Origin of the sequence: Mucilaginibacter straminoryzae (assembly GCF_022953055.1) — a bacterium.
Lineage (GTDB): Bacteria > Bacteroidota > Bacteroidia > Sphingobacteriales > Sphingobacteriaceae > Mucilaginibacter > Mucilaginibacter straminoryzae.
This window is the reverse complement of record NZ_JALJEJ010000013.1, coordinates 44,542-71,522: the sequence shown is the minus strand read 5'-3', so window position 1 is coordinate 71,522 and position 26,981 is coordinate 44,542. Positions and strand designations below refer to the sequence as shown.

The 26,981-nt window shown below is 44.5% G+C and carries 21 protein-coding genes and 1 tRNA gene; 6 read left to right on the top strand and 16 right to left on the bottom strand.

Going from position 1 to position 26,981, the window contains the following annotated elements:
* Positions 1-4 precede the first annotated feature (4 nt).
* Entirely contained in the window at positions 5-2,107 is a 2,103-nt protein-coding gene (locus tag MUY27_RS19255) for a heavy metal translocating P-type ATPase (protein WP_245132860.1), read from the bottom strand.
* Between the two features lie 119 nt (positions 2,108-2,226).
* Here MUY27_RS19255 and MUY27_RS19250 point away from each other — a divergent pair.
* Positions 2,227-2,300, top strand: a tRNA-His gene (locus tag MUY27_RS19250).
* Positions 2,301-2,529: 229 nt separating this feature from the next.
* Positions 2,530-3,558 (top strand): hypothetical protein, encoded by a 1,029-nt coding sequence (locus MUY27_RS19245; protein WP_245132859.1) that lies wholly within the window; start codon positions 2,530-2,532, stop codon positions 3,556-3,558.
* A gap of 157 nt (positions 3,559-3,715) precedes the next feature.
* On the opposite strand, the gene MUY27_RS19240 is transcribed toward MUY27_RS19245, so the two are convergent.
* Positions 3,716-4,558, bottom strand: coding sequence for an alpha/beta hydrolase (locus MUY27_RS19240; protein ID WP_245132857.1), 843 nt, complete (start codon positions 4,556-4,558; stop codon positions 3,716-3,718).
* Between the two features lie 112 nt (positions 4,559-4,670).
* Here MUY27_RS19240 and MUY27_RS19235 point away from each other — a divergent pair, with 112 nt between their 5' ends.
* Positions 4,671-5,243: an SRPBCC family protein gene (locus MUY27_RS19235; RefSeq protein ID WP_245132854.1), complete on the top strand. Its 573-nt coding sequence runs from the start codon at positions 4,671-4,673 to the stop codon at positions 5,241-5,243.
* A gap of 56 nt (positions 5,244-5,299) precedes the next feature.
* On the opposite strand, the gene fbp is transcribed toward MUY27_RS19235, so the two are convergent.
* Complete coding sequence (gene fbp / locus MUY27_RS19230; RefSeq protein ID WP_245132852.1) at positions 5,300-6,349, bottom strand: class 1 fructose-bisphosphatase; 1,050 nt, start codon at positions 6,347-6,349, stop codon at positions 5,300-5,302.
* A gap of 21 nt (positions 6,350-6,370) precedes the next feature.
* Positions 6,371-6,862, bottom strand: a complete 492-nt coding sequence (locus MUY27_RS19225) for a metallophosphoesterase family protein (RefSeq protein ID WP_245132851.1) — start codon at positions 6,860-6,862, stop codon at positions 6,371-6,373.
* A gap of 145 nt (positions 6,863-7,007) precedes the next feature.
* Between MUY27_RS19225 and MUY27_RS19220 the strand changes: the two genes are divergently transcribed.
* On the top strand, positions 7,008-8,102 hold the full coding sequence (locus MUY27_RS19220; protein ID WP_245132848.1) for an acyltransferase family protein: 1,095 nt from the start codon (positions 7,008-7,010) through the stop codon (positions 8,100-8,102).
* Here MUY27_RS19220 and MUY27_RS19215 read toward each other — a convergent pair.
* From MUY27_RS19215 to MUY27_RS19180, 8 genes are all read right to left on the bottom strand, one after another.
* Positions 8,099-8,803 (bottom strand): tRNA1(Val) (adenine(37)-N6)-methyltransferase, encoded by a 705-nt coding sequence (locus tag MUY27_RS19215; RefSeq protein WP_262918361.1) that lies wholly within the window; start codon positions 8,801-8,803, stop codon positions 8,099-8,101. The two genes, MUY27_RS19220 and MUY27_RS19215, sit on opposite strands and share 4 nt — an antisense overlap.
* Before the next feature lie 134 nt (positions 8,804-8,937).
* The gene (gene gloA2, locus MUY27_RS19210) at positions 8,938-9,327 is read right to left on the bottom strand and encodes an SMU1112c/YaeR family gloxylase I-like metalloprotein (protein WP_245132845.1); all 390 of its coding nucleotides are present in this window, start codon (positions 9,325-9,327) and stop codon (positions 8,938-8,940) included.
* On the bottom strand, positions 9,327-11,552 hold the full coding sequence (purL, locus tag MUY27_RS19205) for a phosphoribosylformylglycinamidine synthase subunit PurL (protein ID WP_245132842.1): 2,226 nt from the start codon (positions 11,550-11,552) through the stop codon (positions 9,327-9,329). The genes gloA2 and purL overlap by 1 nt, the downstream gene beginning before the upstream one ends.
* A gap of 92 nt (positions 11,553-11,644) precedes the next feature.
* Entirely contained in the window at positions 11,645-13,798 is a 2,154-nt protein-coding gene (locus tag MUY27_RS19200) for a TonB-dependent receptor family protein (RefSeq protein WP_245132840.1), read from the bottom strand.
* A 113-nt stretch (positions 13,799-13,911) separates the two neighbouring features.
* Positions 13,912-15,459, bottom strand: a complete 1,548-nt coding sequence (locus tag MUY27_RS19195; protein WP_245132837.1) for a vanadium-dependent haloperoxidase — start codon at positions 15,457-15,459, stop codon at positions 13,912-13,914.
* Positions 15,456-16,427: a transporter gene (locus tag MUY27_RS19190; protein WP_245132836.1), complete on the bottom strand. Its 972-nt coding sequence runs from the start codon at positions 16,425-16,427 to the stop codon at positions 15,456-15,458. Before MUY27_RS19190 ends, MUY27_RS19195 begins: the two co-directional genes overlap by 4 nt.
* Before the next feature lie 177 nt (positions 16,428-16,604).
* Entirely contained in the window at positions 16,605-17,144 is a 540-nt protein-coding gene (locus MUY27_RS19185; RefSeq protein WP_245132834.1) for a hypothetical protein, read from the bottom strand.
* Between the two features lie 130 nt (positions 17,145-17,274).
* The gene (locus tag MUY27_RS19180; protein ID WP_245132832.1) at positions 17,275-18,099 is read right to left on the bottom strand and encodes an energy transducer TonB; all 825 of its coding nucleotides are present in this window, start codon (positions 18,097-18,099) and stop codon (positions 17,275-17,277) included.
* A gap of 213 nt (positions 18,100-18,312) precedes the next feature.
* Between MUY27_RS19180 and MUY27_RS19175 the strand changes: the two genes are divergently transcribed.
* Positions 18,313-20,484, top strand: a complete 2,172-nt coding sequence (locus tag MUY27_RS19175; RefSeq protein WP_245132830.1) for a glutamine synthetase III family protein — start codon at positions 18,313-18,315, stop codon at positions 20,482-20,484.
* A gap of 38 nt (positions 20,485-20,522) precedes the next feature.
* On the opposite strand, the gene MUY27_RS19170 is transcribed toward MUY27_RS19175, so the two are convergent.
* Complete coding sequence (locus MUY27_RS19170) at positions 20,523-22,319, bottom strand: chloride channel protein (protein ID WP_245132828.1); 1,797 nt, start codon at positions 22,317-22,319, stop codon at positions 20,523-20,525.
* 59 nt (positions 22,320-22,378) lie between these two features.
* Here MUY27_RS19170 and MUY27_RS19165 point away from each other — a divergent pair, with 59 nt between their 5' ends.
* Complete coding sequence (locus tag MUY27_RS19165) at positions 22,379-23,560, top strand: AIR synthase related protein (RefSeq protein ID WP_245132826.1); 1,182 nt, start codon at positions 22,379-22,381, stop codon at positions 23,558-23,560.
* A 65-nt stretch (positions 23,561-23,625) separates the two neighbouring features.
* On the opposite strand, the gene MUY27_RS19160 is transcribed toward MUY27_RS19165, so the two are convergent.
* The 3 genes from MUY27_RS19160 to lpdA form a co-directional block, all read right to left on the bottom strand.
* Positions 23,626-24,486: a sigma-70 family RNA polymerase sigma factor gene (locus MUY27_RS19160; protein ID WP_090466905.1), complete on the bottom strand. Its 861-nt coding sequence runs from the start codon at positions 24,484-24,486 to the stop codon at positions 23,626-23,628.
* Positions 24,487-24,597: 111 nt separating this feature from the next.
* A complete protein-coding gene (locus tag MUY27_RS19155; RefSeq protein WP_245132825.1) occupies positions 24,598-25,437 on the bottom strand; it encodes an MBL fold metallo-hydrolase in 840 nt (279 codons plus the stop codon).
* Between the two features lie 107 nt (positions 25,438-25,544).
* Entirely contained in the window at positions 25,545-26,936 is a 1,392-nt protein-coding gene (gene lpdA / locus MUY27_RS19150; RefSeq protein ID WP_245132824.1) for a dihydrolipoyl dehydrogenase, read from the bottom strand.
* Positions 26,937-26,981: the final 45 nt, after the last annotated feature.

Sequence of the window (26,981 nt, the reverse complement as noted above, 5' to 3'; positions counted from 1 at the left end):
TAGCTTAATCGATGTTTTTGGTTTTTAACCACAGCGAATTGCCGATCACAATGACATCTGAAAAAGCCATCGCTAAGGCACCTACCATCGGGCTTAGGAAGCCTGCGGCAGCTACCGGTATCGCTACGATATTGTAAGCAAAAGCCCAGAACAAATTCTGTTTAATGGTGCTTAAAGTCTTCCGGCTGATCAACAGAAAATCTACGATAGCGCTAAGGTCTGTATTCAATAAGACAACTTTGGCGGATTGGATGGCTACCTGGCTGGCTTCGTTCATCGAAATGCCGATATCTGCCTTTGTCAACGCCGGTGCATCGTTAATGCCATCGCCGATCATTACTGTTTTGCCTTTTAACCTATAGCTTTCTACAATATCCAATTTCTCGGCAGGAAGCTTTTGTGCATGAACTTCGCTAATGCCTAAAGCCGCAGCTACTTCTTCACACTTTATCTTGCGGTCGCCACTTAACAGTACCGGCACAATGCCTATCTGCTTTAACTTACTAATCAGCGCTAATGCCTCCGGCTTGATACTATCTTCAACCGATATGCGCGCAATTAATTCCTTATTGCGATACAGGAATACATTGTGGGTATCATTGGTATCCGTACTACTACCAAGTGCGGCAGAGCCTAATTCATACACGTTACCGGCAACATCTTCGGCAACCATCCCCAACCCCTTTTGTTCGGTTACAGATTTTAAGATGGTTTTCTTTTTCGTTAGCGCTTTTAACTCCCTGACAATAGATTTTGCTATCGGGTGGTTAGAACGTTCTTCAATTGCGCTTACAATACCCCTTGCTTCTTCGAGATCAAAACCCTGGGCAACATCAAAATCTTTGATGCTGAACTGCCCGTTGGTAAGCGTTCCGGTTTTATCAAAAATTACGTATTTGGTATCGGCCACGGCCTCAATAGTGTCGCCCCCCTTTATCAATATCCCTTTCTTCGCGGCACGGCCTAAGCCTACCATAACCGCCGTCGGCGTAGCCAGGCCCATCGCACACGGGCAAGAGATCACCAGTACAGCGATGGCATGCATCAGCGAAGCCTGCAATGAAATACCGAACGCCAGCCAGCTCACGATAAAGGTAAGCAGCGAGATGAGCATGACCACCGGCACAAATACCCCGGCCACTTTATCGCCCAACTTTTGAACGGGCGGTTTGGCTGCCTGCGCTTTTTTCATCAAGTCGATGATTTGCGAAAGCACGGTATTCGAACCCACTTTAGTGGCCATCATTTTCAGGTTGCCTTTAACTAAAACAGTACCGCCGTAAAGCTTATCATATTTTTGTTTCTCAACAGGCAGGCTTTCGCCGGTAAGCATCGATTCATCCACAGAACCATCTCCTGAAAGCACATCGCCGTCTACAGGGATACGGTCGCCCTCGTTCACCAATAAAATATCTGATGCTTTTACATCAACCGAATCAATCACCTCGATTTTGTCACCTACCAGTTTGTTCGCTTTTACACGTTGTATCTTAACTAGGTCTTTAACGGCAGAGGTGGTTTGAGTGACCGAACGTTTTTCGAAAACGTTCCCCAGCAAGACAAGGGTGATGATAGTAGCACAGGTTTCGTAAAACTGGTAGTCGCCGCCTAATCCCTGCATCGTTCCAATCAGGCTGTAGATGAATGCAGCAGATGAGCCTGCGAAGATCAGCACGTCCATATTCGGCACACCGCCTTTTAAAGAATGGAAGGCACTTTTACCAAAGTGAAAGCATCCGACAAGATAAACCGGAAGACAAAGCGCTAATTGAAACCACGGCTGATGCAGTAAATGCCAGGGCAAAAACATATGCAGGAAAAGCGGCAGCGTAAGCACGGCGCAGAAGATGAATTTGTTCTCCAGTTTGCTATACCAGGGTTCCTGGTGAGTAGAAATATCTTCGACTACCTTAAAGCCTAAATTTTCTATTGCTTTTACTACTTCGGGCAAAACGGCTTCATCTGCAGCAGAAAACTTCACCTCTTCGCTGGCAAAATCAACGCGTACATTTTTCAAGCCCCTTTTTTCCAACAGGTTATGGACAGACATTGCGCAATTATTGCAATGCATGCCGGTGACGTTTAACTCTATTAACTGCTCTGCCATGATAATCAAATATACTACTATTTAGAACGATTATTGACAGCGTAACGTAAGGTTGATGTAATTTTAAAAAAGGTTTTGCATAACACGCGAAGATTTATATTTTTGCAGTCCCAAACACGGTAGATGTAGCTCAGTTGGTTAGAGCACTAGATTGTGGTTCTAGGGGTCGTGGGTTCGAGCCCCATCATTTACCCGAAAGCCTCTCATGAAAATGAGGGGCTTTTCTTGTTTTGTGCCTTGTTTCCAGATATATCAACTCGGCAATCTCGATGAGTTTCCAGCTCTACATACACCGAAAATTCCGAACAGCCCCCTTTCGGATTAGAAAAATTTACAACCTGGTTAATAACGCACGTATTGTGGAAAACTAAAAATAATAGCATTGTCAAAACAACCGATATTTATATTATTATTTAGTTGATATGAAGAGGATCATAGAAATGAAATTCCCTGCTATGGTAAACAATTATGGGGAAACGCCAAAGGATTTGCAGCTATCTTGGGTTAACGATAATTTATCGAGTCTGCAAAAGAAACTTGAAACCGTAAAACGTTTGCTTACCCAGCCGGTGGATAATGCTCGTTTTAACGAAGCCATTAATGCTATCTATTTCATTATTGACAAATTGCCGTTAATGGTAACACGACTGAACGTCGGTACACATATATTTCGAGCACGTCCTAATTATGGGAAGCTTTATAGCAAAAAGCAGGATATTTCGTATAATATCGAAAATGTTGATAAAATTTCAGCAGGGAGATTTAACCGGCCTTTGGAACCTCTATTTTATGGATCATTAAGGGTAAATAATCCCAAAATTGATCCTGTACTTCACTGCTCTCTTGAAGCTTGTAAGCAACTTAAAGATCAGATTAATCCGCCAGCTATACAGGATTTGACGATTGGTTGTTGGATAAATAAGGGTTTGTTGCCAGTAATAAATCTAAGTTTTGATGAGAAGCACTTGGCTGGCAATGCTGACTTACGCCAAGCAACAGATAACTTCAAGGCAAAAACAGATAAGTTCTTTTCGCCTGCAGCCAGTAAGTTTATCTTCAAATTCATGGAATTCTTTTCTGAACTGGCGTGTTCTGTAAATAAGGATGAAAGCAGTTATTTTATCATGAACGCCTATTTATTTGCGATCAGGTATTATTATGCAAATGAACGAAATACAGCAATCCCAGGCGTGATTTACCCAAGTGCGATGACGGACAATCACGGTTTAAACATGGTTCTGGTTCCGCAGGCTGTTGATTACTTCCTAGAACTACAATATGTTTATATGCAAAGATTTTTTCTTCCTAAAGGATCGAAAACATATATCAGCTACCCATGTAGTGAATTGATAAAAGTAGCAGATGAAAAGTTCAATTTTGCTCGTGTGAGGCCATATATACTGAATGGAGAGGTGGTTGATTATGGATTAACGCATAATAAGTACAATTAGCAACATGGTCCAATGGTGGGTTTTGCTAGTATTCCAGTTCATCTTTTTCTTTGATCTTCTCACATAAAGATGCAAAGGACATAAAATTGCGTAAAAAATCAACGGAGCCATCATTTACCCAAACGTGTTAGCCCTTAGTGATGAACTAAGGGCTTTTCTATTTTACAGCCATCATCTTAAACGCATCATAAACCGCCTGGTGGATCACCGTCGCATGTGTTTCGTCGGGTAGGTAGTCGAAATACACTTTAAGATTGGCACCGGCTTTTTTCTGCATGATGTCGTGCAGTTGAACCGCATCCTGGTACATCATCGGTACTTCTTCCTTTTTGGGTGCGCCAATGTACACCTTAACCGGGCGCGTAACTTTTAGATTGGTAGCTTCTAGTTCTTTTAACAAGCTTTCCCCACCCCACCAAAGGCTTGGACTAATGATGATATAATTATTAAAAAGACTTGTATGCCGGGTAAATATCTCCGTTGTCAGTAAACCTGCCAATGATTCGCCGATGACGGTGTTTTCGCCAGAAGTTTTAAAATGACCGTTCACAAAAGGCAACAATTCATTCTCAAGAAAGGCAATATACTTTGCGGACCCTCCGTAGAGGGGAATATCAGTCTTTTTATAGCCCACTTTATTTAAAAAATCGAGATTCTGGACAGCAAAAGTAAAATCACGCTGGCGACGGGTATTCTCAATACCAACTACAATAGAGGGGCGTAACCGTTTAACCCAAGGCTGAGACGCGTATTGAACTAAGCCAGCGATATGCAGAAAGTCTTCCTCATACCCGCCGTCCAGCACGTAAACCACATTATATTTGGTCGTATCATCTTGCCGGTAACCAGGCGGCAGGTAGATATTAACGGTACGGTTTTCGTTCAGCGCTTTCGAATAAATCTTAGTGGTAAGGCCCATTTGCAGGGGCTTAAAAGTGGTATCGCTTTGTGCGAAGGCTGCGGCATAAAAAAAGCAAAGTAGTATCGTGATGAATCTCATGTGGGCAATTTAGCCAAATTCCGAAAAACATATCTACTTCCTTGCAGGCATCGACACCACGCAAAACTTTAGTGGCATCATTATAGTAGTCAATCAAGTAAATACAATAACTATGAAAACGACACAAGCACCAGAGGTTAGGGTTTCGAAGGAGTTTCCGGTGGGAAAAGATAAGTTGTACAAGGCGTGGACTTCAGAACAGGAGTTGAAGGAATGGTGGAAGCCGTTAAAAGGCAAACTGGCGCATGTGGAGAACGATATTCATGAAGGCGGAAAAGTGAAGTATGCTTTCGAAAACGAAGGCGACCCAAATTATCTAGTCATTGAAGGGAATTATGAGGTAGCCAAACCTGGCGAACAGCTGGTTTATACCTGGAATTGGGTGAGTAAAGAAGACCTGTTAAACCAGGGACATTATAAGCTGACCGTCAACTTCGAGGATAAAGGCAATGGCAGTTCCCTTTCCGTAATACAGGAGGATATTGATGAGGAAGAACACGTGTACCCTCACCATGACGGATGGGAGAAATCACTTGACGATCTGTACCATTATTTGGCAGGGTCGCACCAGGGTGAAAGCGCTTTAGGTTCGGAAAGAAATAATTCTGTGCAAAGCCAGAACGAAGAAGGCGACGTTGCCGGGTACAATGAAACACCTGATCAACAGAAAGTGGCGGGCGCCTAAAATAATGAAGCCCTGTTTATAGCAGGGCTTCCTTTGTATACTTTGAATGAGTAAAGCTATTGAATAGAAAGCACTCCTTCAAAAGTCACTTTTGTTTTTTGAGGTGAAAAACAGGCCATCATCTCTTCAGCTTTGGCAACCATATGTTCAGACCCAATAAAAATAGCGCTGCGCTGATGCAGATCGGTTACATCCAATTCCAGAATACGATCGTACCCGTTGCTGGCCTTACCCCCTGCCTGCTCAATAATAAACGCCATCGGGTTACATTCGTAAACCAGCCTTAGCTTTCCATTTGGCGCGCTTGCAGTAACCGGGTAAATAAAAATACCACCCTTGATCATGTTACGATGAAGATCTGCCACCATAGAACCCGTGTAACGCGAGGTATAAGGCCTGCTGGTTTTAGCATCCTCTACCTGGCAGTATTTGATATATTTTTTTACGCCATCCGGGAAATGGGCATAATAACCTTCGTTGATAGAATAAATAACCCCGTCTTTAGGCACGCGCATGTCCGGATGCGACAGGCAGAACTCGCCGATAGATGGGTCGAGCGTAAAGCCGTTAACGCCTTTACCAGTAGTGTACACCAACATGGTTGATGAGCCATAGATCACATACCCCGCGGCTACCTGTTCCGTGCCTTTTTGCAGCACATCTTCCATGGTGGCTTTCCCCTCGGTGGTCTTACGCCTGAAGATGGAAAAGATAGTACCTACACCTACGTTTACATCGATATTTGAAGAACCGTCGAGCGGGTCTATCGCTACAATATATTTGGCATTTTTAGAAATCTCTGAGTCTAAGTAGATGTATTCGTCATTCTCCTCCGATACAACGATGCAACACTCACCTCCGCTGTTTAAGGCAGTAATAAATTGCTCATTCGCATAAACATCCAGCTTTTTCTGGCACTCGCCCTGTACGTTCGTGGTACCTGCTTCACCGAGGATGTCTGCCAACCCAGCCTTGTTCACCTCGCGGTTCACTATTTTAGCCGCAATGCCAATGTCGCGTAACAGCCTCGATAATTCGCCTTTTGCATAAGGGAAATCAGCTTGTTTTTCGATGATAAATTGTCCCAGAGTTTTTACTGCCTTCATATACTTAGTGTATTTTTTACCTTATCTTTTCATCTCGATTATTTCCAATGTATGAATTTTTTCGTTAGAAATCGCAAATTTTATTAAAGTTCTTACCTTATGCCAACCTTGTTTTCCGGCAGCTCCGGGGTTAATATGCAGACAGTTGATCTGCTTATCGAAAATTACCTTTAAGATATGCGAATGGCCAGTGATAAATAACTGAGGGGGCTTAGTGTAAATTTCACGCCTTATAGACGGGTGATATTTACCGGGGTACCCGCCGATGTGCGTCATCCATACATCTACAGCTTCACAGGTAAAACGCAGGTGCTCTGGAAAAGTTTGACGGATATCAGGTCCATCGATATTTCCGTAAACTCCCTTCAGCGGTTTAAAGGCCGCCAATTTTTCTGCCACCTCTATGTTTCCGAAATCGCCAGCATGCCAGATCTCGTCCCGGTCTTCAAAATGTTTAAAAACAGCGTCGTCCAAAAAACTATGCGTGTCTGATATTAAGCCGATACGAGTCATGTCCGTGATATTTGAATTTGCGGCCTAAAATGTTTTAAGCAAGCGTTATTATTATAATATTTAATCATAGATTAATTAATTTTAACTTTTTAGAAACAAAATACCATAAAGATTGCTTTATTACCAATCTATTCCCCCTCCTGCTATGAAGTACAAATTCGTAGATTTTATCCGGTTCTGGTCAATGGTGACGATCATTTACGAACATGCCATTTTCCTTACCGAGCCTGCATGGCAGCTGCACCATCCTGATCTTATGCGCTTGCTCATCCTACCGGCAAAGTTCGGCGGTATTGCCTTCTTCATTATTTCCGGTTTTTTACTGGGTGATAAACTACACGAGCAGAAACCGCTAAATTATTTAAAAAGAAGATTTAATACCATATTCATGCCTTACCTGGTGGCCATGTTGGGTTACTTTGCCTTCACCAGCCAGAAATACGTGCGGATGATTACCGATGTCAATACTTCCAGTGATGCATGGTCGGCCGGGCTTTTTAACCACTTTACCGATGTGGTTTTCTTTACGGCTTATTGGTTCATCTGGGTGTTTTTTATTTCGCTTTCTATTATTCTGCTGTTCCGGCGACAGCTAAATACCCTTGCTTTTCCGCTTATTGCGCTTGCCATCTCGTTTTTCTATGGCGTAAACATTTACTATAACTTTGTACCTACCGCACATACCACCGCTATCCTGGGTTATGTTTTTTACCTATGGTTAGGTATTTTCATCAATCAGCATAAGATACAGTTCTTCAAAATATTCGGAAAAATTCCTACAGCTTATATCGCATTTACAGCCTTGCTGTTTTTAAGTATCAGTTTTTATGAAGGCTCTTGGATCAACAGCATCCGCGTGTACCTTAATACCCTTAAAATAAGCAACCAGCTTTATTCGCTGTCTATGTTTTTACTGCTCTTAAAGCTGAGTGAATATAAAGTTCCGGCATTCTTTAAGCCACGCCAGGAAACTTACGGCATCTATCTTTACCACATGTTTTTTATTTCCGTTTTTGGGCAGATCACTTTTCATACCGCGTTGAAAGACAAGCTAAATTTGTTGAGCAACGCGGGCTACATTGCCTTTTACCTGGCGGTATTCGTAATCGTTTATATGGGAACCACACTCCTGGTTAAGGCCATTAATAAAACATCGCTATCGTGGTTGACCGGAAAAGCTAATAAGAAAGCTGCTGCTAACGAGGAAATTCAACCTGCTGAAGCGAAACTATCTGTTTAGAAAATAGTAAAGAAGGATTTAAGCGCTGCCTGGTATTGGGTAGAATATATCTTTGGGGATTGATAGATCACAAAATCCTGCTCCACGAATTGCCTGGCATTCTTACTGTAAGAAACGATAAAGCGATGTGGCTTGCTTTCGGCGAATGATCTGATATGGATTTGCATTGATTGATGTAGCCCTGCTTCTACTGCTAACGGCTTAATCAATGTCGCGGCTTCTTCAGGAAGCACTAACCATAAAGCTCCTTCATTTGTTAAATGCTGGGCAGTTTGCTGAATGAGCTTCTCAAAAAACAGCCTATCCGTATGCCTTGCGGTTGCTTTGCCCGAATCGGAAGATCTTAAAGAATTTAAGTGAAACGGCGGGTTGGAAACGATCAAATCATATTTTTTCTCCGGATGCTGCTCAAAAAAGTCTTCAAAGCGCTCAGGATAAATCTTCAGACGGTTATTAAATGGTGAAGCGTTAAAATTTCGTTCTGCCGTTTTTGCTGCTTCAATGTCTATTTCTACCGCATCGACTTCGGCTTGTTCAAATCGCTGCGCCAGCATTAACGCCATCACCCCTGTGCCGGTGCCGATATCGAGAATAGCCTTTGGCTCGTCCACCTCAGCCAATGCACCAAGCAATACGCCATCGGTATTGATTTTCATGGCGCAACCTGTCTGGTCAACGGAAAATTGCTTGAAATGAAACATGGATTCAGAGCTTTTGGTCGTCCTGAACTTGTTTCAGGATCTTACGCAGCCTTGCAGATGAAATAATGGAATATCAAACAACCCTTCGACAAGCTCAGGGTGACACGGTTCAACGTGAGTTGATTAATTAAAACTTACCGCTCGTATAACTCCATTGGCAACCCATCAGGGTCAGCGAAGAAGGTAAACCGGTTTCCTGTCGTTGGGTCTACGCGCACAGGTTCGCAAACCACCTCATGGGCACTCAGATGAGCGATAGCTTCATCTATATCATCAACCTCGAAAGCCAAATGCCGCAAACCCGCAGCCTCTGGCCCTGATGGCCGTTGAGGTGGATTGGGAAAAGAGAAAAGCTCGATCTGGTAGAGGTTTCCCACTTCCAGATCAAGCTTATATGAATTCCGTTCTTCCCGGTAAATCTCACGGACTATCTTCAGCCCTAAAATTTCGGTATAGAATTTCTTTGATGCGCTATAATCAGCACAAATAATAGCGATATGATGTATGCGGTTAAGCTTTAGCATTACGCACCTAAAGCTACATGCAATACGTTATCATACACCAATTTAATATCGGTGATATTACCGTATAACTCTTCATCAACAAACAGGTTACCATGGCTGGCCACTGTACCCAACAGTGAGAAAGGCACTTCAGATGTCGCCATCATTTCTACAAAACGTTCCTGATCTGCCGGTGCAACCGAAACCACTACCCTGCCCTGCGCTTCGCCGAAAAGGAAAGCATCCTTGCGTATCTCGCCGTCAGTTTCGATATGGATACCCAAGCCGTTAGGCATACAGGATTCTAATAAAGAAATATATAAGCCGCCGTCAGCAACGTCATGTGCAGACTGGATCACCTTATGGTGGATCAACTGCTTCACCACCTGCTGCATCGCATATTCTTTCTCCAGGTCGAAGTATGGCGCCGGGGCAGCTTTTACTTTATGATAAGAAGCCAGGTATTGAGAAGAAGCAATGTCGTTAACAGATTCGCCGATCAAATAGATCAGATCGTCCGGCTGCTTAAAATCAGCAGTCATCATGTTATCTACATCGTCCAGCACACCCAGCATACCAATAGTTGGTGTTGGGAATACCGGCCCTTCATCTGATGACTGGTTGTAGAAGCTTACGTTACCACCAGTTACAGGCGTATCAAACTTACGGCAAGCTTCGCCCATGCCTTTGATTGCGCTTACAAATTGCCAGTACACTTCCGGCACGTAAGGGTTGCCAAAGTTCAAACAGTTGGTAATGGCAACCGGCTCGCCGCCTGCGCAGGTAATATTACGTGCAGCTTCGGCAACGGCAATGGCAGTACCTTTCTGCGGATCTGCATTTACGTAGCGCGAGTTACAATCTACCGTCAAGGCAATTGCTTTGTTGGTGTCTTTCACGGCAACTACCGCAGCATCGCAAGGGCGATTGGTGGTCATGGTAGCAGTACCAACCATTGAATCGTACTGATCTGTCACCCAACGTTTAGAAGCGATATTCGGATGAGCAATTAAATGCTCGGCAACCTCAACTAAGTTCTCGGGTTCCGGGATAGAATTAATATCAAATTTCTGGTATTCCTGGTAATAAGCAGGCTCACGGTATTCGCGTTCGTAAACCGGTGCGCCACCGCCAAGTACCAAGTCGTCGGCAGGCACATCAGCCACCAACTCGCCGTGCATAAAATATTCCAGGCGTTTAGTATCGGTTACTTCACCAATGGCAACGCAATTTAAATCCCACTTATCAAATACGGCTTGTACGTCAGCCTCACGACCTTTCTCTACCACGATCAGCATGCGCTCTTGTGATTCTGAAAGCAGGATCTCGAACGGCTTCATGTTCTCCTGGCGGGTAGGAACCTTATCCAGGTTAATACGCATACCGTGCTCGCCTTTGGCAGACATTTCAGAGTTAGAGCAGATAATACCTGCCGCACCCATATCCTGCATACCAATCACTGCACCTGTTTTAATTACCTCGAGCGTAGCTTCCAGCAATAACTTCTCCTGGAACGGGTCGCCTACCTGTACTGCAGGTAAATCGTTTACAGAATCTTCGGTAATATCTTTAGAAGCAAAGGCCGCACCGTGGATACCATCTTTACCGGTTGAAGAACCGACAATATAAACCGGGTTGCCAACACCGTATGATGTTGCAGAAACAGTTTCGCCTGCTTTAACAATACCGGCAGACATGGCATTTACCAGCGGGTTAACGTTGTAACTTTCATCAAAGAAAAGCTCGCCGCCCACGGTTGGAATGCCAAAAGCATTGCCGTAATCGCCAATACCTTTTACAACACCTTTAACCAGCCACTTGGTACGGTCAACACTCAGGTCACCGAAACGAAGCGAGTTTAACTGCGCTATCGGGCGGGCCCCCATGGTAAAAATATCGCGGTTGATACCACCGACACCTGTTGCAGCGCCTTGATATGGCTCCAGCGCGGATGGGTGATTATGTGATTCTATTTTAAAAGCACAACCGATGCCATCACCCAGATCAACCAATCCGGCATTTTCCTCGCCTGCTTTTGCCAGCATGCGTGAACCATCGCGCGGAAGGGTTTTTAACCATTTGATAGAGTTTTTATAAGAACAGTGTTCGCTCCACATTACAGAAAAAATAGAAAGCTCTGTAAAATTGGGGGTACGTCCTAAAATTTCTTTGATGCGGTCGAATTCCTGTGGTAGTAAGCCTAAATCTTTGGCGGTTTCAACGGTAGTTAATTCCTGTTGCTCCAATGTTGTAAGTATTTATGAAAGGATGTGCAAAATTAGCGTTTTGATTTTGCATTTACAGCCACAATTACACATTTGTTCTCATTACCAAAGCATCATAGCTTCACGCCTACTCCAAGGCTGAAAGTTCGCCCGTCGGCCGGCAAAATACCCGGCCCGGGATACATGTTGATCCTCCGGGTAAAGTATTTGGCATTCAGCGCATTGTTCAGGTTAAAGTTTACATGGTAGTGCTGTAGAAAATTATAGTTAAGCGCCAAATCAACCAGATGATAAGCAGGTACTATTCCGCTGGAGCCGATGGGGTTAGCAACGGTATTATTGGCATCGCTGAAGCTTTTGCCTACATAACTGTATTGCAACGTTGCGGTGGTATGCTTGTTCAGATAACTTAAACCAGTTCTGTTGATCCATTGCGGCGTACCTTCTGCCCAGTTGCCCACCAGCGAAACGTTCTTACCAGACTGCGACAGCGTACCTTTTACATACCGGGCACGATCATAGCTCAGCGAGTTGAACAGTTTCAGATCTGATGAAGAAGGGCTATTAAACAAGCGGAACAGGGATAGTTCTGTAAATGCTTCCACGCCTTTTGCAACAGCATCGCCCACATTGGTCACATACAGATACGTACTGTTGTTAGCGCCCGTCATGGTTAAACTGCCAACGCGGTTGTTATAACGCACATAGAAAAGACCGATATCATAACTGAAAATATGATCGATACGGCCGCGATAACCCAGATCAGCAGAATAACCTCTGCTGTCCTTTATATTAGGATCAATAACACTCAGCTGATCGGCCGGGGTAACATTTGCATAGATGTAAGGGCGGTATGCCTGCGAGATATTTCCGTAAAGCTGGGTGTTTGCCGAGGTTTTATATTGAAGGCCGGTTCCGAATAAGGGGAAGTTACGATCACCGGCATAATGTACCGGGAAGGTGCGGTTGCTGATCACACCATTCATATCCGTTTTAATAATTTCATAACGGAACCCGGGCGTTACAGATAATGCGGGAGTAACCCGAAAGATATTTTCAGCAAATACGGCGTAGTTGGTGGTATGCAGATCCAGATCGATACCGTAATCTTTAACCAGGCTTAAATCAAAGTCGGTACCGGTTGTACCGGTCCCCTTTTGTTTACGGTTGGTGGTTTCATTAAAATACCTTACGCCCGCAGTTAATACCCCGCCTACGTTACCCAATTGATAAACATGTTGCAGGCGGGCTTCGGTGGTGAAGCCTTTATAGTAATCGCGGTCTACCTGGCGGGGATTATAACTTTTCAGCGCCGTATTCACGGTATCAGGCACGTTAGGATTGGCGATAAACTGCACACTATTGCGTTGGCCGATCAATGCATGGCTAATCACCTCCAGCTTGGTTCTTGTACCTAAATCATAATTGAACAATAGCGACGGAATGTTTATCTCTGGATTAAAAAAGTTACGGAACCTGGTCGACTGGCGATTATTTTGAGCGAACTGAGCATCCGTCAATCCACCCGCTATCTGCTGGCGGTAATCCATCCGCGAGAATTGGAAGGCAATACTACCCTTTTCATTAAATTTATACTTAAGGTTGGCATAGTAAGCCTGGTAGTCAAACGCCGCATCCGGCCGCCAGCCATCGCCTGTGCGTTTAGAATAGTAGCCGTAGTAACTAAACTTCCCCTCGTTACCACTAATAGCGTTATATGAATTGAAAAACTTATTAGAACCGACGGTTTGCTCACTCTCAAAACCGAAACGTTTATTGGGGTCGGCCTCCTTCATTTTCAGGTTGATCATTCCGCCAAACTGGCTGCCGAATTGTAAAGCAGATGCTCCCCTTACAATCTGAATTTCCTGCACAGCCTGCATCGGCGGTGTGTAGTGATCTTCGGGATAACCAAACATATCCGAGTTGGTATTGTAGCCATTTTGCCGAATGTTTGTCTCGATAGACCGATGGGAATCTGTTCCTCTCGTACCGATATTCAGCTGCAAACCAGCGCCATCCATATCCCAAACGTTTACACCGGGAACAGTTGAGAAGATCATCCTCGCATTATTATTCGTGAGGTTAGCCTTACCTTCAGAGGGTATAATGGTAAATGTTTTCTTACCCGAAAAAATGTTCGTACCGATTATCTCGGGCAGATGTTTGAGCCGGTTTTCCTGCACCACAACACTATCCAGCCTAACGGTATCTTTTAGATGTTTTTGTGCAACCGCAGTTTGATAAACCAAGAAGAAAACAAACAAAAAAAGTATTTTATGAATAGAAAAAGAAGACATAAGCATCGATGTAATAAAAAAGTTAGGGATACATGAGTATCCCTATCTAACTCCAAATCAAGAACAATTATCCAATTTATTTATTCTGCGCCATCGGTTTTTGCGCGGTTTACTGCATATTGACCAACCTTGGCCCCGGTAACCAATCCCACTTCGCAATCTGTGCGATAATGAATACCGCCATATAAACGAGACATCGCTGCGGATTGGGCCAGGTCACTAAACTTCGTTCCCCTTTCTGGCAGCAGGTGCGTTAACACCGTGGCCGCGGCCGCACTAAAATTAGAGTGACCAGAGGTATAAGAAGGGAAATTAGGAATCCCGGTAAGGGTTTTTATCTCTGTATCGAACTGTGACGGGCGTGGGTTGAAATAGTAATATTTGGTATCCCAGCATACAATTACGGCATCCATCATGGCCATGTTCAGCAGGGCCATATTCCTGGCCCAGCGTACCTCGCTCCAGTTCTCTTTTACAAATTCATCAGCCGCAATGGCATCCCAGTGACCTGCAGGTGTATAGGTACCTGCGCCATCGGCCCAAAAAGCAACCTGTGCATTACGTTCACGGGTGACATTCTTACAATAGTACAGCACCTCATCTGCTTCCTTTTTGAACTGGTCAGACTTGGTTGAAGGCGGCGGACCCGGACGCAGGGTTGCTACGGTTGCCTGATCGAACAGGAAGGGCTCTACCTTACCAAAAAGCGGCAACATCGGTGGCCGTTTGGGGTTCTCCAAACTTATCCACGGCATCTCGCCGGTTGCAGCAGTTTGTGATTCTAACTGCGCCCAGATGGTTGGCGTACCGATGGCAGCGCCCGCCCTGTCTGCACGGGCACGGGTAGTAAATTTAGCAGCCACCTGTTTGCCTAAAGAAACACCTGCATCCCAATCGCTGCGGGTATTGGCGCCAGAGATCATCCTGTACAGTTTCTCTTCGCTGGCTTTTTGTTCGATAAAGGCTATCTCCGTCGGGAAAAGCAGCTTCATCAGTTCAACTACGGTACCTGCAACTACCCCATCTTCGCTGGGGTAGGCAGGCAGATCTGATTTAGGTATTAATGCCTGTATGTTCGCGTCATTTTTATAGGGCGCGGCGCGATTGTAAGTCTTTTTAAATTTCCATGCTGCGATCAGGGCATCATATTGCGCTGCGCTGATGTAGGCGTAAGACCGGGCTGCGTACGGTGGATTCGAGAAAGGGAATTGCGGATAAGCAAAAGGATTAGCCGAGCTCGGGGCCGGATACGTCCCGTCCTCATTCTGATAAGGGGGGATGTTGTGTTTGGCCACCAGCTCGCGTAAGATCTCGTTCCACCGTAGTACAGAACCCGCACTCCAATAATTAACAATTGCCTTCTGCTCCGCGGTAATATTTGATTGTAAAGCTTTTATTTCGTTCAGATCTGCCAGGTAAGCCGGTGAGTTTACTGCATCCGGCGTTGCCACTGTAAGGTCGCTGAAACCAGTTAGCAGCACAGGTTTCCAGGTATCGGCATTTACGTCGATGTTTTTAGGCGTCAGCGCAGGGTATTCGTTCGTGCGCTCCTTAATGTCCTTTTTACAAGAGCAATAAACAATGCCCGTAATTAAACTAAATATGATGATGTTAAATTTTGCGCTCATGATTTTTGCTGTGGTTTTGATTGGCTTTGTTTATTGTTTTTTCCTTTCAGGCTGAACAGGTAATTCACACCTCCGTGAATCATGTTACTTTGCCCCACATTGCGGCCTGCCAAAACGCGGCTGCCGCCCACCATAAATTCAAATCCCGATTTTAAAGAATATTTAAAGTTTACACCTGCCGCCGTAGCATTCATCTTATTGCTCGGAAAGGGCATATCGTTCTTACGAATATCAAAACCGCCCAGCGTAGTGTTATTCTCTATCATTGCCTCTGCAATAAACGCAGAACTGCGGTACCCCAGGCGTGCGTTAAAACTGCGCACATTAGGCATGTCTACCTGGTTACTGTAAACCATTGTGGTAGTATAATAAGCGTCGCGGTCTATAGTGATGTTATCACGAAGATTATACATACCAGAGCCGGTAACGAAAAAATGCTTGAACTGATAATCAATCATACCACGGAGCATGACGCTGCGTGCATGAAGCCCGATAGACATCGGTAAAAAGTCTGACACGTAATTGGTCAGTGGTAAAACGCCGCTTCCGATAGCGAAAGCAGAAATGCGGTTGTTGCCAGAACGGAAAGTTAAGGCCCGCCATTTAATGGTAGCTGTAAGGTCTTGTACCCCTTTCATGCCGGCAAGTGTTCCGGCGCTGGCATGGGTAGTTACATAAGGTGCTCCGGCAATGATGTTTAAATTATTCGTAATGCCGTAGTTTAACATCAGCCCGTACATATTAGTGCTCACGGTACCGAGGTTCAAATTATTTCTTTTAAAAGTTCCTTCCCAGTAATGGTCCCAGCTGCTGTAGCTGTACATCGCATCTACGCAGAGGTAATTCTTAGGAATCATTAAAGCGTCTGACTCAGTTTGCGCGTTGACACGGCTACTGACCAGGATAAAAAGTAGTGCAGGAATAAGGGCAAGCCTCTCCTTTAAAAAACAAGAGTAAAGTTGCTTCATTTTATGGTATTAAGTCAAAATTTAACGCAAAGTGGCAGATGCGTTGGGCCTGGCAGCTTTTCCGGAAACTAAAGTTTTGAAGTATTTAATACCATTTAGTTGTTCAACAAAACGTTAAACACCGTATGCAAATACCCTAAAAAGATGTTTGAGAAAAAAACTACAGGAAAAGAGAGATTAAGCTAAACAAGGCGGCTGTTCAATATCCTGGAAGTAGGATGAATAAGCGTTTACAGAGAGAAGATTGTATTTCGGTTGATAGATTTCAACAGGAGACTTTATCTTCCAGCAAACAGCGGGGAAATAGAAATTATCAAATTGCAGTTGTTTAAAGCCAGCGCCTTTCTTGTTGAAAGGCTGGTCGCCCACTTGCTTTGCATACCTGATGTTCTCCTTCATCAGCTTTGTAGATTGCTGGTTAGGAATACATTTGAGGAAAAGGGTATCTGGGGTAACTTTAAGTTTTACGTAATTATAGGTAGCGCCCTTCAGGTGCATCTGGCCGCTTACTTCCTGGTAGGAAGACCATGTAGAAGAATAAGGTGTATGAACCGGAACCTTTATCTCAATCAGGTCTTTCTCTTTGTAATTACCGGCAAGAATCTGATTTTCCACCTGTTCGTCCGCCCGGTTGACCAAATATTGAAATAATACCGTGTACCCACCTGCATAAAAAAGGTGTAATACAACAAGTAATATGGCAATAGTTTTACGCAAAGCGGTTTTAATAATTGGTTTCGTAAATATTGAAAAATATTTTTTCAAAACAAAACAATAGCATCAAAAATATTTTCAACAAAAAAACCCGGGGGTGAGCCGGGTTTTAAAACTGCTGTACTGCTATATATTAATTGGTAATCTGAAAAACGATTGGAATAGTAAACGAAACGCGTACCGGTTTGCCAGACTGCATACCTGGTTTCCATTTCGGGGCAATTTTTAATACCCGTATGGCTTCGGCATCAATTTCGGCGCTTACCCCTTTTAATACCTTAATATCTGTCAGGCTGCCATCGCGCTCCACTACAAAGCTCAGGAACACCCGGCCCTGCTCTTCGGTGTTGGGGTAACGCAGGTTACGTTGCAGAAACTTGGTCCAGCCCGCAATACCGCCAGCGGGTTCAGGTGCAACATCCGCATATTTCAGCGGTTCATTATTACCTTGTTCTGTTCCTTCGCCAATCCCAGTCCCCGTACCTTGCTCTGTGGTAGTAACCGGAGCATTCACTACACCACCTGTTCCTTCTAAAGGCTTAGAACCAATAGCAGAAGTCTGGATTTCAATTTGTGTAGGTGGGTTTGTCTCGACTGGTGATGTGGTGATATGTGTAGGTATTGCCACGGTTTTTACCGGTGCAAGTGATTTTGACTGCTGTATTTTGTGCGCTGGTGGCGGCTGAACTGGTGGTTCGACAATGGTCTTTGGTACCGGTTTGATATTGACAACAACGGTATCATCAGGCTTGTAAGTAAGATCCGTTTTTTGCTGATGAGCAATAATCGTTACCGTAATACCGGCAGCCAGGAATGCACCGACGACAATCGAAATTGCCTTGAACGTATCGTTACCATGGTGTTTACGCAATTCATAAGCGCCGTAGGCCTTGTTACGGTTCTGGAATACAAGGTCGAGCCACTCTGCCTTGTACAAATCAAATTTTGGGATAAGCATTGGTATAGGAATTAAGTTTTAGTTAGTTGCTATTTTTGACGAATATTATTTCACAGGGTTTAACACCCTTGTAATAAATATTTTACCAATGCTTATTTTTAGGTTTTTAGTAACAATTAAACCGCTCCGGGCATTATATTTTAATATAAACGGAGATTATTTAAAGCAATTTTTATTTTTGATCTGAAATTCTAAACCAATTTCCCTGCCGTAATGTCAAATATCAGATTTAAAGCGCTTGAAACTGTTTTAACGCGCACCATACCGGAGGTTAAAACTCCGGGGGCTAAAATTTCCGACTATTTTGCCGCTAATGTGTTCGACAAAAAGAAAATGAGAGAATATTTGTCGAGCGAAGCCTATCAGAACATCATTAACTCTATAGAATTTAACGAACCTATCACCCGTGAAACGGCAGAACAAACTGCATCTGCCATGAAATCATGGGCCATGAGCAAGGGCGCTACACATTATACCCACTGGTTCCAGCCACTTACAGGCACAACTGCCGAAAAGCACGATGCTTTTTTTGAGCCAACCTCTGACGGTGCTATAGAGAAATTCAGCGGCGACGCCCTTGCGCAGCAAGAGCCGGATGCTTCCAGCTTTCCGAGCGGCGGTATCCGTAATACCTTTGAAGCACGCGGTTATACCGCTTGGGATCCTTCTTCACCGGCCTTCATCATGGGCCGTACCTTGTGTATCCCTACCGTATTTGTTTCGTACACCGGCGAAGCTTTAGATTATAAGGTGCCGCTTTTAAAAGCGTTAACAGCGCTTGATAAAGCCGCAGTGGATGTTTGCCACTACTTTGATAAGAGCATTGAAAAAGTAAATGCTTCTTTAGGTATCGAACAGGAATACTTCCTGGTTGACCTGGCTTTATATAACGCACGTCCCGATCTGTACCTGACCGGCCGTACGCTTTTTGGCCACATGTCTGCCAAGAACCAGCAACTGGAAGATCATTATTTCGGCTCTATCCCTGAACGGGTTTATGCCTTTATGCAGGATCTGGAAACAGAAGCCTTGCAATTAGGTATCCCGCTTAAAACCCGCCATAACGAAGTTGCACCATCGCAGTTTGAGTGTGCACCGGTTTATGAAGAGATCAACCTTGCTATCGATCATAACTCCTTATTAATGGATCTGATGGATAAGGTAGCCAAGCGACACAATTTTAAAGTGCTACTGCACGAGAAACCTTATCAGGGCATCAACGGTTCGGGAAAGCACAATAACTGGTCGATGATCACCAATACCGGTAAAAACCTGTTGTCGCCGGGTAAAACGCCAAAGAACAACCTGATGTTCTTAACGTTCTTTGTGAACACGATAAAGGCCGTTGCCGAACATGCAGATCTGTTACGCGCATCTATCGCCTCGGTAAATAACGACCACCGTTTGGGTGCCAACGAAGCACCGCCGGCGATCATTTCCATTTTCGTGGGCAGCCAGTTGTCAGAAGTACTGGATGAAATCGAGACTTCACGCATCAGCAAAAAATTAAAAGATGAAGCTTTGCTATGGCAAGGCATCCCGAAAATACCGCAAATTTTAAAGGATAATACCGACCGTAACCGTACCTCTCCTTTCGCCTTTACCGGTAATAAATTCGAGCTGCGCGCGGTAGGTTCATCTGCTAACTCAGCCTCTCCGATGACCATCCTTAACCTGATGGTGGCAGACCAGTTACGTAAGTTTAAGTACGATGTAGACAAACTGCTGAAGAAGGGTGAAAAGAAAGACGTTGCCCTGATGACAGTGATCAAACGCTATATCAAGGAATCTAAAGCGGTACGCTTTGAAGGTAACGGCTATAGCGAAGATTGGGAAAGAGAAGCGGCGGCACGCGGCCTGTCTAACATCAAAACTACGCCAAAAGCTTTAGACGTTTTAGTAACCGAGAAAACGGAACGTTTATTTGAAGACACCGGCGTGTTTACCCGTCGCGAGGCAAAAGCACGTCACGAGATATTGCTGGAAGAGTTTTATAAAAAACTGCAGATAGAAGCCCGTGTAATGGGCGAACTGGTAAACAGTGTGATCATACCGGCGGCGATCAGCTATCAGAGCAAACTGGTGGAAAATGTGATAGGTCTGCGTGAGATCGGCTTGAAAGATGGTGCCCTGAACGTGCAGATGGATATTATCAACCGCATCGCCGAGCACATGAACTTTATCAAGACTAATGCAGATCAGATGGTGGAAGAGCGTAAGAAAGCCAATGCCATTGATGACGTGCGCGAACGGGCAATCGCTTATGATGAAAAGGTGAAAGCATTCTTCCAGCCGATACGTTATCATGTAGACAAGCTGGAGCAGTTGGTAGACGACCGCTTGTGGCCGCTGCCAAAATTCAGAGAGTTACTCTTTATTAAATAAGCTCGTACAGAAAGAGACATCGGAAGGTGTCTCTTTTTTTAGTTGATATTGTGTCCAAAAAAGTCCGACTGCTGGTGCTGCTGTATCATCACCTCGCGATACTTGCTCAATATGGCAGATTTCGAGATAAAGCCGATAAATCTTTCGTTCCTTACTACTGGCAACTGCCAAACGTCAAGCGAATCAAACAGATCCATCACCTCGTCGGCAGGTTGGTCAAAGTTAACAACCGCCGGGGGTAGTACCATTACATCTGCAATCTTTGCGTTTTCGGGTAAGGTAGATCCAAACAACTGGCGACGCACCTCGTCGAGCCAGATCACCCCTTCCAACCGGTTATCCTTGTTCAATACGGCAAAAATATTCACGTCGGTTTCTGCCAGCAACTTATACAATTCTGTTAACGGCTTGCTTTTATCTACACTTACATAGTTGCGGTTGATGATGCTGCTCAGTTTGATGGACTCCAGCATTTCATGATCCTTATCCGGGTAAAGCTGCCGTTCGTGGATCAGATCCTGCCAGTACATGTTGTGTTTGTTTGACAACCTTGATACCATATAAGAAATGGCAGAAACGATCATCAGGGGAATGAACAGTACATAGCCCCCAGTAATCTCAGCAATCAGGAAGATCGCCGTCAATGGCGCATGCAGCACCCCTGCTAAAGCACCGGCCATACCCACAGCGATAAAATTTATGGTATTTAAATGGGCGATACCGGTAAGGTTAACGGTGTAAGCCACAAAAAGCCCGAGGAATGCGCCAGTGAACATCGTCGGCGCAAATGTTCCACCGTTACCACCCGAACCAAGTGTTATACCCGCAGCAAGTATCTTCATGAATACCAGGGCAGCAATAAAAGCAGACATTACCCAGGGGTGCGCCAGCACACTGCTAAATAAAGTTTCTTCGCGCAGCACATCTACATTGCCGTTAAGTACTTCCTGTAAATAGTGGTAACCCTCACCCAGTAATGGAGGGAATATCAAAATCATCAGACCTAATATCACGCCGCCCGCGGCTGCACGCACGTACCGGTTCTGTTTCATAAAAATCCCCTTTTCCAGCTTATGGGCAACCTTACTGATGTAGATAGACATCCAGCCGCTGAACAAACCAAGCAGCACATAAAATGGCAAGGCAGTCATTACCCAACCTTCGGTAGCCAGATGAAACAACTGGCGCGAATACAGGGCCTTGGCTACTACTACCCCGGTTGCCGAAGCGATCAGTAACGGGATAAACGTAGGGATACTTATTTCGCCCAGAATAATCTCTAAAGAAAACAGTACCCCGGCTATGGGACTATTGAATACCGCGGCAATTCCTGCAGATGCACCGGCTGCAAGCAGTATGGCCTTCTGGTGCGTAGTGAGTTTAAAAAAGCGCCCTATGTTTGAACCAATGGCCGCACCTGTACACACAATAGGCGCTTCCAGCCCTGAAGACCCGCCGAAACCAACCGTCAGCGAACTGGATATTAAATGTGAATACAGGTTGTTAAATTTTAAATTACCGTTATTACGCTTAATGATAAATATCAGGTTACCTATACCCTTTTGTATCTGGTCGCGATTGACTAAATGGGTGTAAAGCACCGTTAGTAAAATACCCACAGCAGGTAACAAAACATAAGTAAAATGGTAAGGTGACCGTTGTGATATATTACGGCTCACATCTTCCATTACATGAACCAGGTATTTTAACAGCACAGCCGCAAGCCCGCCAATCAGTCCGACCACAATACTACAGTAGATCAAAAAGTTGCGTTTACTAATGCGTGTGATGCGCCAACGGTTGATATGAATGATATGGAGAAGAGCTTTTAACATAGGATGGCGCAATTTAACCAATTACACGTTTAAAAGTATGCTTTGTTTATATTTGGGGCATGATTTCTTCTGAACGGTACGACCAGCGGGGCGTCTCTGCCTCTAAAGACGATGTACACAATGCCATAAAAAACATTGACAAGGGCATTTTTCCTAAGGCTTTTTGTAAAATTATCCCCGATATTTTAGGGGGAGATAGCGAATGGTGCAATATTATGCACGCAGATGGTGCGGGTACCAAATCCTCCCTGGCTTACCTTTACTGGAAAGCAACCGGCGACTTATCCGTATGGCGCGGCATAGCACAGGATGCGATCATCATGAATGTGGATGATCTGCTTTGTGTAGGCGCGGTAGATAACATCCTGCTTTCTTCTACCATCGGCAGAAATAAAAACCTGATCCCCGGCGAAGTAATTGCGGCCATTATTAACGGAACCGAAGAAATTTTAGCCGAACTACGCGATGCGGGTATGGGTATTTACTCAACCGGCGGCGAAACGGCAGATGTGGGCGACCTGGTACGCACCATCATCGTAGATTCTACTGTTACCTGTCGCATGAAACGCAGCGACGTGATCGATAACAGCCGTATAGCAGCAGGCAATGTGATTGTAGGGCTGGCTTCTTATGGGCAGGCTTCTTACGAACAGGAATACAACGGCGGCATGGGTTCAAACGGACTGACTTCTGCCCGTCATGACGTATTTAATAAACAGTTGGCAAAAGACTATCCCGAAAGCTATGACCCGGCAGTACCCTTTGAACTGGTATTTTCAGGAAGTAAATCGTTAATTGACAAGATTGACATCGGCGAAGGTAAACAGGTTGATGCGGGTAAATTAGTATTATCCCCTACCCGGACGTACGCCCCGGTAATTAAAGCAGTGCTGGATAAATTCCGCAGCCAGATCAACGGCATGGTACATTGCAGCGGTGGCGCGCAAACTAAAGTACTGCACTTTATTGAAAACCTTCATGTGATTAAAGATAACCTGTTCCCTGTTCCGCCATTGTTCAGTTTAATCCAGCAGGAATCCGGAACTGATTGGAAAGAAATGTACAAGGTATTTAATATGGGGCACCGGATGGAATTGTACGTACCTGACGCTATTGCCGGGGAGATCATCGCCATTTCGAAAAGCTTCAATATAGATGCCCAGATAGTTGGCCGCGTGGAGCAAGCAAACCAAAAGCAGGTAACCATCCGTTCACCGTATGGCGAATTTATCTACAACTAAGAAACACCGCCATACCGATAAGCAAAAAAGCCTCCCGGATTTTCCAGGAGGCTTTTCTTTTGAAGTTAACCTAAATATGATTTCAGAATTTTACTTCTGGAAGTATGTCTAAGCCTTTGCAGTGCTTTATCTTTAATCTGCCTTACGCGTTCGCGGGTCAGATTGAACTTTTCACCAATTTCTTCCAGCGAAAGCGGATGATTGGTACCCAGTCCGAAGAATAACACAATAATTTCGCGTTCGCGTTCTGTTAACGTAGAAAGTGAACGTTTGATCTCTTCTGATAACGACTCGTTGATCAGGATAGAGTCTGTATTAGGTTCCTGGTTCTCCAGTACATCTAACAGCGTATTCTCTTCACCCTGCACAAACGGTGCATCCATTGATACATGACGACCAGAGTTGCTCAGTGTATCTGAGATCTTGTCGACAGTGGTTTCCAAGATGTCGGCAAGTTCTTCCGGAGAAGGCTCACGTTCATACTCTTGTTCAAGCTTTGAAAAAGCTTTGCTGATTTTGCTTAACGAACCTACCTGGTTCAAAGGTAAACGAACAATACGTGATTGCTCTGCAATAGCCTGTAAAATAGACTGACGAATCCACCAAACGGCGTAAGAAATAAATTTGAAACCCTTGGTTTCATCGAAGCGTTTTGCCGCCTTGATTAAGCCCAGGTTTCCTTCGTTGATCAAATCGCCCAATGTTAACCCTTGATTTTGATATTGTTTCGCAACAGATACGACGAAACGTAAGTTTGTTTTGGTTAATCTTTCAAGCGCGGCCTGATCGCCTTCACGAATTTTTTGTGCTAAAATTACTTCTTCTTCGGCAGTGATTAGGTCAACCTTACCAATCTCATGTAGATACTTGTCGAGCGACTGCGACTCGCGATTGGTAATTGATTGAGTTATTTTGAGTTGTCTCATCTAATTTTAATACCTCGATTCTTGTTTTAGAATTGAACGTGCAAAGGTACGAATAGTTACACTAATTCTACCAAGAATAGGAATAATTGTTTAAAGTTTACAAAAATCTTACTAAATATCCGCTAAAGTGAACGTATCTTTCACCCTGATACCTTTTTCCGTGTGCTGCACCGTGCAGCATTCGTTTACCGAATCGTGCTCCAGGTACAAAATATACTCATTTTCAGCGGCTTCTCCAAAGAAATGTTTCCTTTCAGACATGGTAGTCAACGGGAACATATCATATGACATGACATAAGGGATCGGAAGGTGACCAACGGATGGTAACAGATCTGCCATGTATAATATTTTACGTCCTTTGTAGCTAATTAACGGCATCATCATTGATTCCGTATGCCCGGATACAAATTTTACGTCAAAGCCCTCTATAAAGTTTGCCTGATCTGAAACATTGATGAAATTAAGCTGCCCGCTTTCCTGTATCGGCAGGATGTTTTCAGAAAGAAACGATGCTTTTTCCCGCTCATTCGGGTTCACCGCCCACTCCCAATGATTTTGATTGCTCCAGTAAGCGGCGTTTTTGAAAGCAGGTTGAAGCGTCTCTCCTTTCCTTACAACTGCTCCGCCAACGTGATCAAAATGCAAATGGGTCAGGAATACATCAGTAACATCATCAACGCCAAAACCGTGGGAAGCTAAAGATTTTTCCAAGGTATCGTCGCCATGCAGGTAATAATGGCTGAAGAATTTTTCGCTTTGCTTATTGCCGATACCCGTGTCAATTAATATCAGACGGTTCCCCTCTTCTACCAGCAGGCAACGCATGGCCCAGGTACACATATTATTCTCGTCTGCAGGGTTGGTTTTCTGCCAGATAGACTTTGGGACCACACCAAACATGGCACCGCCATCGAGTTTAAAATAGCCGGTATTAATTGTGTAAAGGTTCATGGAGTAGGTTGATAGTTAATAGACCGTATACAATGGCCTTGATGAAATTTAATATAGTCGATAGTCCAAGCGTGCACTATGGACCATCGACTATTGACTATCGTCACTTATAAGTGAATCACCTCGCCGTAAGCATCAGCGGCAGCTTCCATCAAAGCTTCGCTCATGGTTGGGTGCGGGTGAATGGTCTTGATGATATCGTGACCGGTAGTTTCCAGTTTACGTGCGGCAACAACCTCGGCAATCATCTCGGTTACGTTCTCACCGATCATGTGCGCACCCAGGAATTCGCCATATTTCGCATCAAAGATCACCTTCACAAATCCGTCCTTCGCGCCTGCTGCACTTGCACGGCCAGAAGCAGAGAATGGGAACTTACCTACTTTGATTTCATAACCGGCATCGCGGGCTTGCTTTTCTGTATAACCTACAGATGCAACTTCCGGCTTGCAATAGGTACAGCCCGGTACGTTGTTATAGTTAATTGGCTCTACATGTAAACCTGCGATATGCTCTACGCAAGTAATACCTTCTGCAGAAGCAACGTGTGCAAGCGCTTGTCCTTTTACAATGTCACCGATCGCATAAACACCTTCTACATTGGTACGGTAATAATCGTCAACGATTACTTTACCGCGATCTACCTGCACACCGTTCTCTTCAAGGCCAAGGCCTTCAAGGTTAGTGCTGATACCTACTGCTGATAATACAACCTCAGCTTCCAATACTTCCATGCCCTTAGCTGTCTTCACGTTTACTTTGCAAAGATCACCGCTGCTATCAACTGATTCAACGGTAGAGCTGGTCATGATATTGATGCCTTGTTTTTTCAGGCTGCGTGCCAGTTGTTTTGATACGTCCTCGTCTTCCAAAGGAACGATGTTATCCAGGAATTCAACTACGGTTACTTGTGTACCGATAGAATTATAGAAATAAGCGAACTCGATACCGATAGCGCCTGAACCTACTACCACCAAAGATTTTGGTTGTTTAGGCAATGTCATAGCCTGGCGATAGCCGATAATCTTTTTGCCATCTTGCTTGAGGTTTGGCAATTCGCGCGAGCGGCCACCTGTAGCCAGAATAATATGTTTAGCCTGATGTTCTGAAACTGCACCATCGTTGCCTTTTACTTCAACAACGCCTTTGCTTTTCAATTTACCAACACCATAGATTACGTCAATCTTATTTTTTTTCATCAGGAACTGTACGCCCTTGCTCATGCCATCGGCAACGCCACGGCTGCGTTTGATCACTGCGTCAAAATCAACCACACCTTGTCCTTCTACTTTAATACCGTAATCAGCCGCGTGATTAATATATTCGAATACCTGCGCGCTTTTGATCAAGGCTTTGGTAGGTATACAACCCCAGTTCAGACAGATCCCGCCCAATGATTCCCTTTCAACTACTGCGGTTTTAAAACCAAGCTGGGAAGCACGGATAGCAGCAACATAGCCACCCGGACCAGACCCTATAACAATGACATCGTAGTTCATGATTTTACTGATTATGTATTTTTTGTTTGCCGCCAAAGCTAAATA

Coding starts and splice junctions, on each gene's coding strand:
- MUY27_RS19190 (WP_245132836.1), bottom strand. CDS start 16,427: ATGAAGCAACTTTACTCTTGTTTTTTAAAGGAGAGGCTTGCCCTTATT.
- MUY27_RS19245 (WP_245132859.1), top strand. CDS start 2,530: ATGAAGAGGATCATAGAAATGAAATTCCCTGCTATGGTAAACAATTAT.
- gloA2 (WP_245132845.1), bottom strand. CDS start 9,327: ATGCTAAAGCTTAACCGCATACATCATATCGCTATTATTTGTGCTGAT.
- MUY27_RS19255 (WP_245132860.1), bottom strand. CDS start 2,107: ATGGCAGAGCAGTTAATAGAGTTAAACGTCACCGGCATGCATTGCAAT.
- lpdA (WP_245132824.1), bottom strand. CDS start 26,936: ATGAACTACGATGTCATTGTTATAGGGTCTGGTCCGGGTGGCTATGTT.
- MUY27_RS19240 (WP_245132857.1), bottom strand. CDS start 4,558: ATGAGATTCATCACGATACTACTTTGCTTTTTTTATGCCGCAGCCTTC.
- MUY27_RS19170 (WP_245132828.1), bottom strand. CDS start 22,319: ATGTTAAAAGCTCTTCTCCATATCATTCATATCAACCGTTGGCGCATC.
- MUY27_RS19180 (WP_245132832.1), bottom strand. CDS start 18,099: ATGCTTATCCCAAAATTTGATTTGTACAAGGCAGAGTGGCTCGACCTT.
- MUY27_RS19165 (WP_245132826.1), top strand. CDS start 22,379: ATGATTTCTTCTGAACGGTACGACCAGCGGGGCGTCTCTGCCTCTAAA.
- MUY27_RS19235 (WP_245132854.1), top strand. CDS start 4,671: ATGAAAACGACACAAGCACCAGAGGTTAGGGTTTCGAAGGAGTTTCCG.
- MUY27_RS19215 (WP_262918361.1), bottom strand. CDS start 8,803: ATGTTTCATTTCAAGCAATTTTCCGTTGACCAGACAGGTTGCGCCATG.
- MUY27_RS19160 (WP_090466905.1), bottom strand. CDS start 24,486: ATGAGACAACTCAAAATAACTCAATCAATTACCAATCGCGAGTCGCAG.
- MUY27_RS19220 (WP_245132848.1), top strand. CDS start 7,008: ATGAAGTACAAATTCGTAGATTTTATCCGGTTCTGGTCAATGGTGACG.
- MUY27_RS19195 (WP_245132837.1), bottom strand. CDS start 15,459: ATGAGCGCAAAATTTAACATCATCATATTTAGTTTAATTACGGGCATT.
- fbp (WP_245132852.1), bottom strand. CDS start 6,349: ATGAAGGCAGTAAAAACTCTGGGACAATTTATCATCGAAAAACAAGCT.
- MUY27_RS19155 (WP_245132825.1), bottom strand. CDS start 25,437: ATGAACCTTTACACAATTAATACCGGCTATTTTAAACTCGATGGCGGT.
- MUY27_RS19175 (WP_245132830.1), top strand. CDS start 18,313: ATGTCAAATATCAGATTTAAAGCGCTTGAAACTGTTTTAACGCGCACC.
- MUY27_RS19225 (WP_245132851.1), bottom strand. CDS start 6,862: ATGACTCGTATCGGCTTAATATCAGACACGCATAGTTTTTTGGACGAC.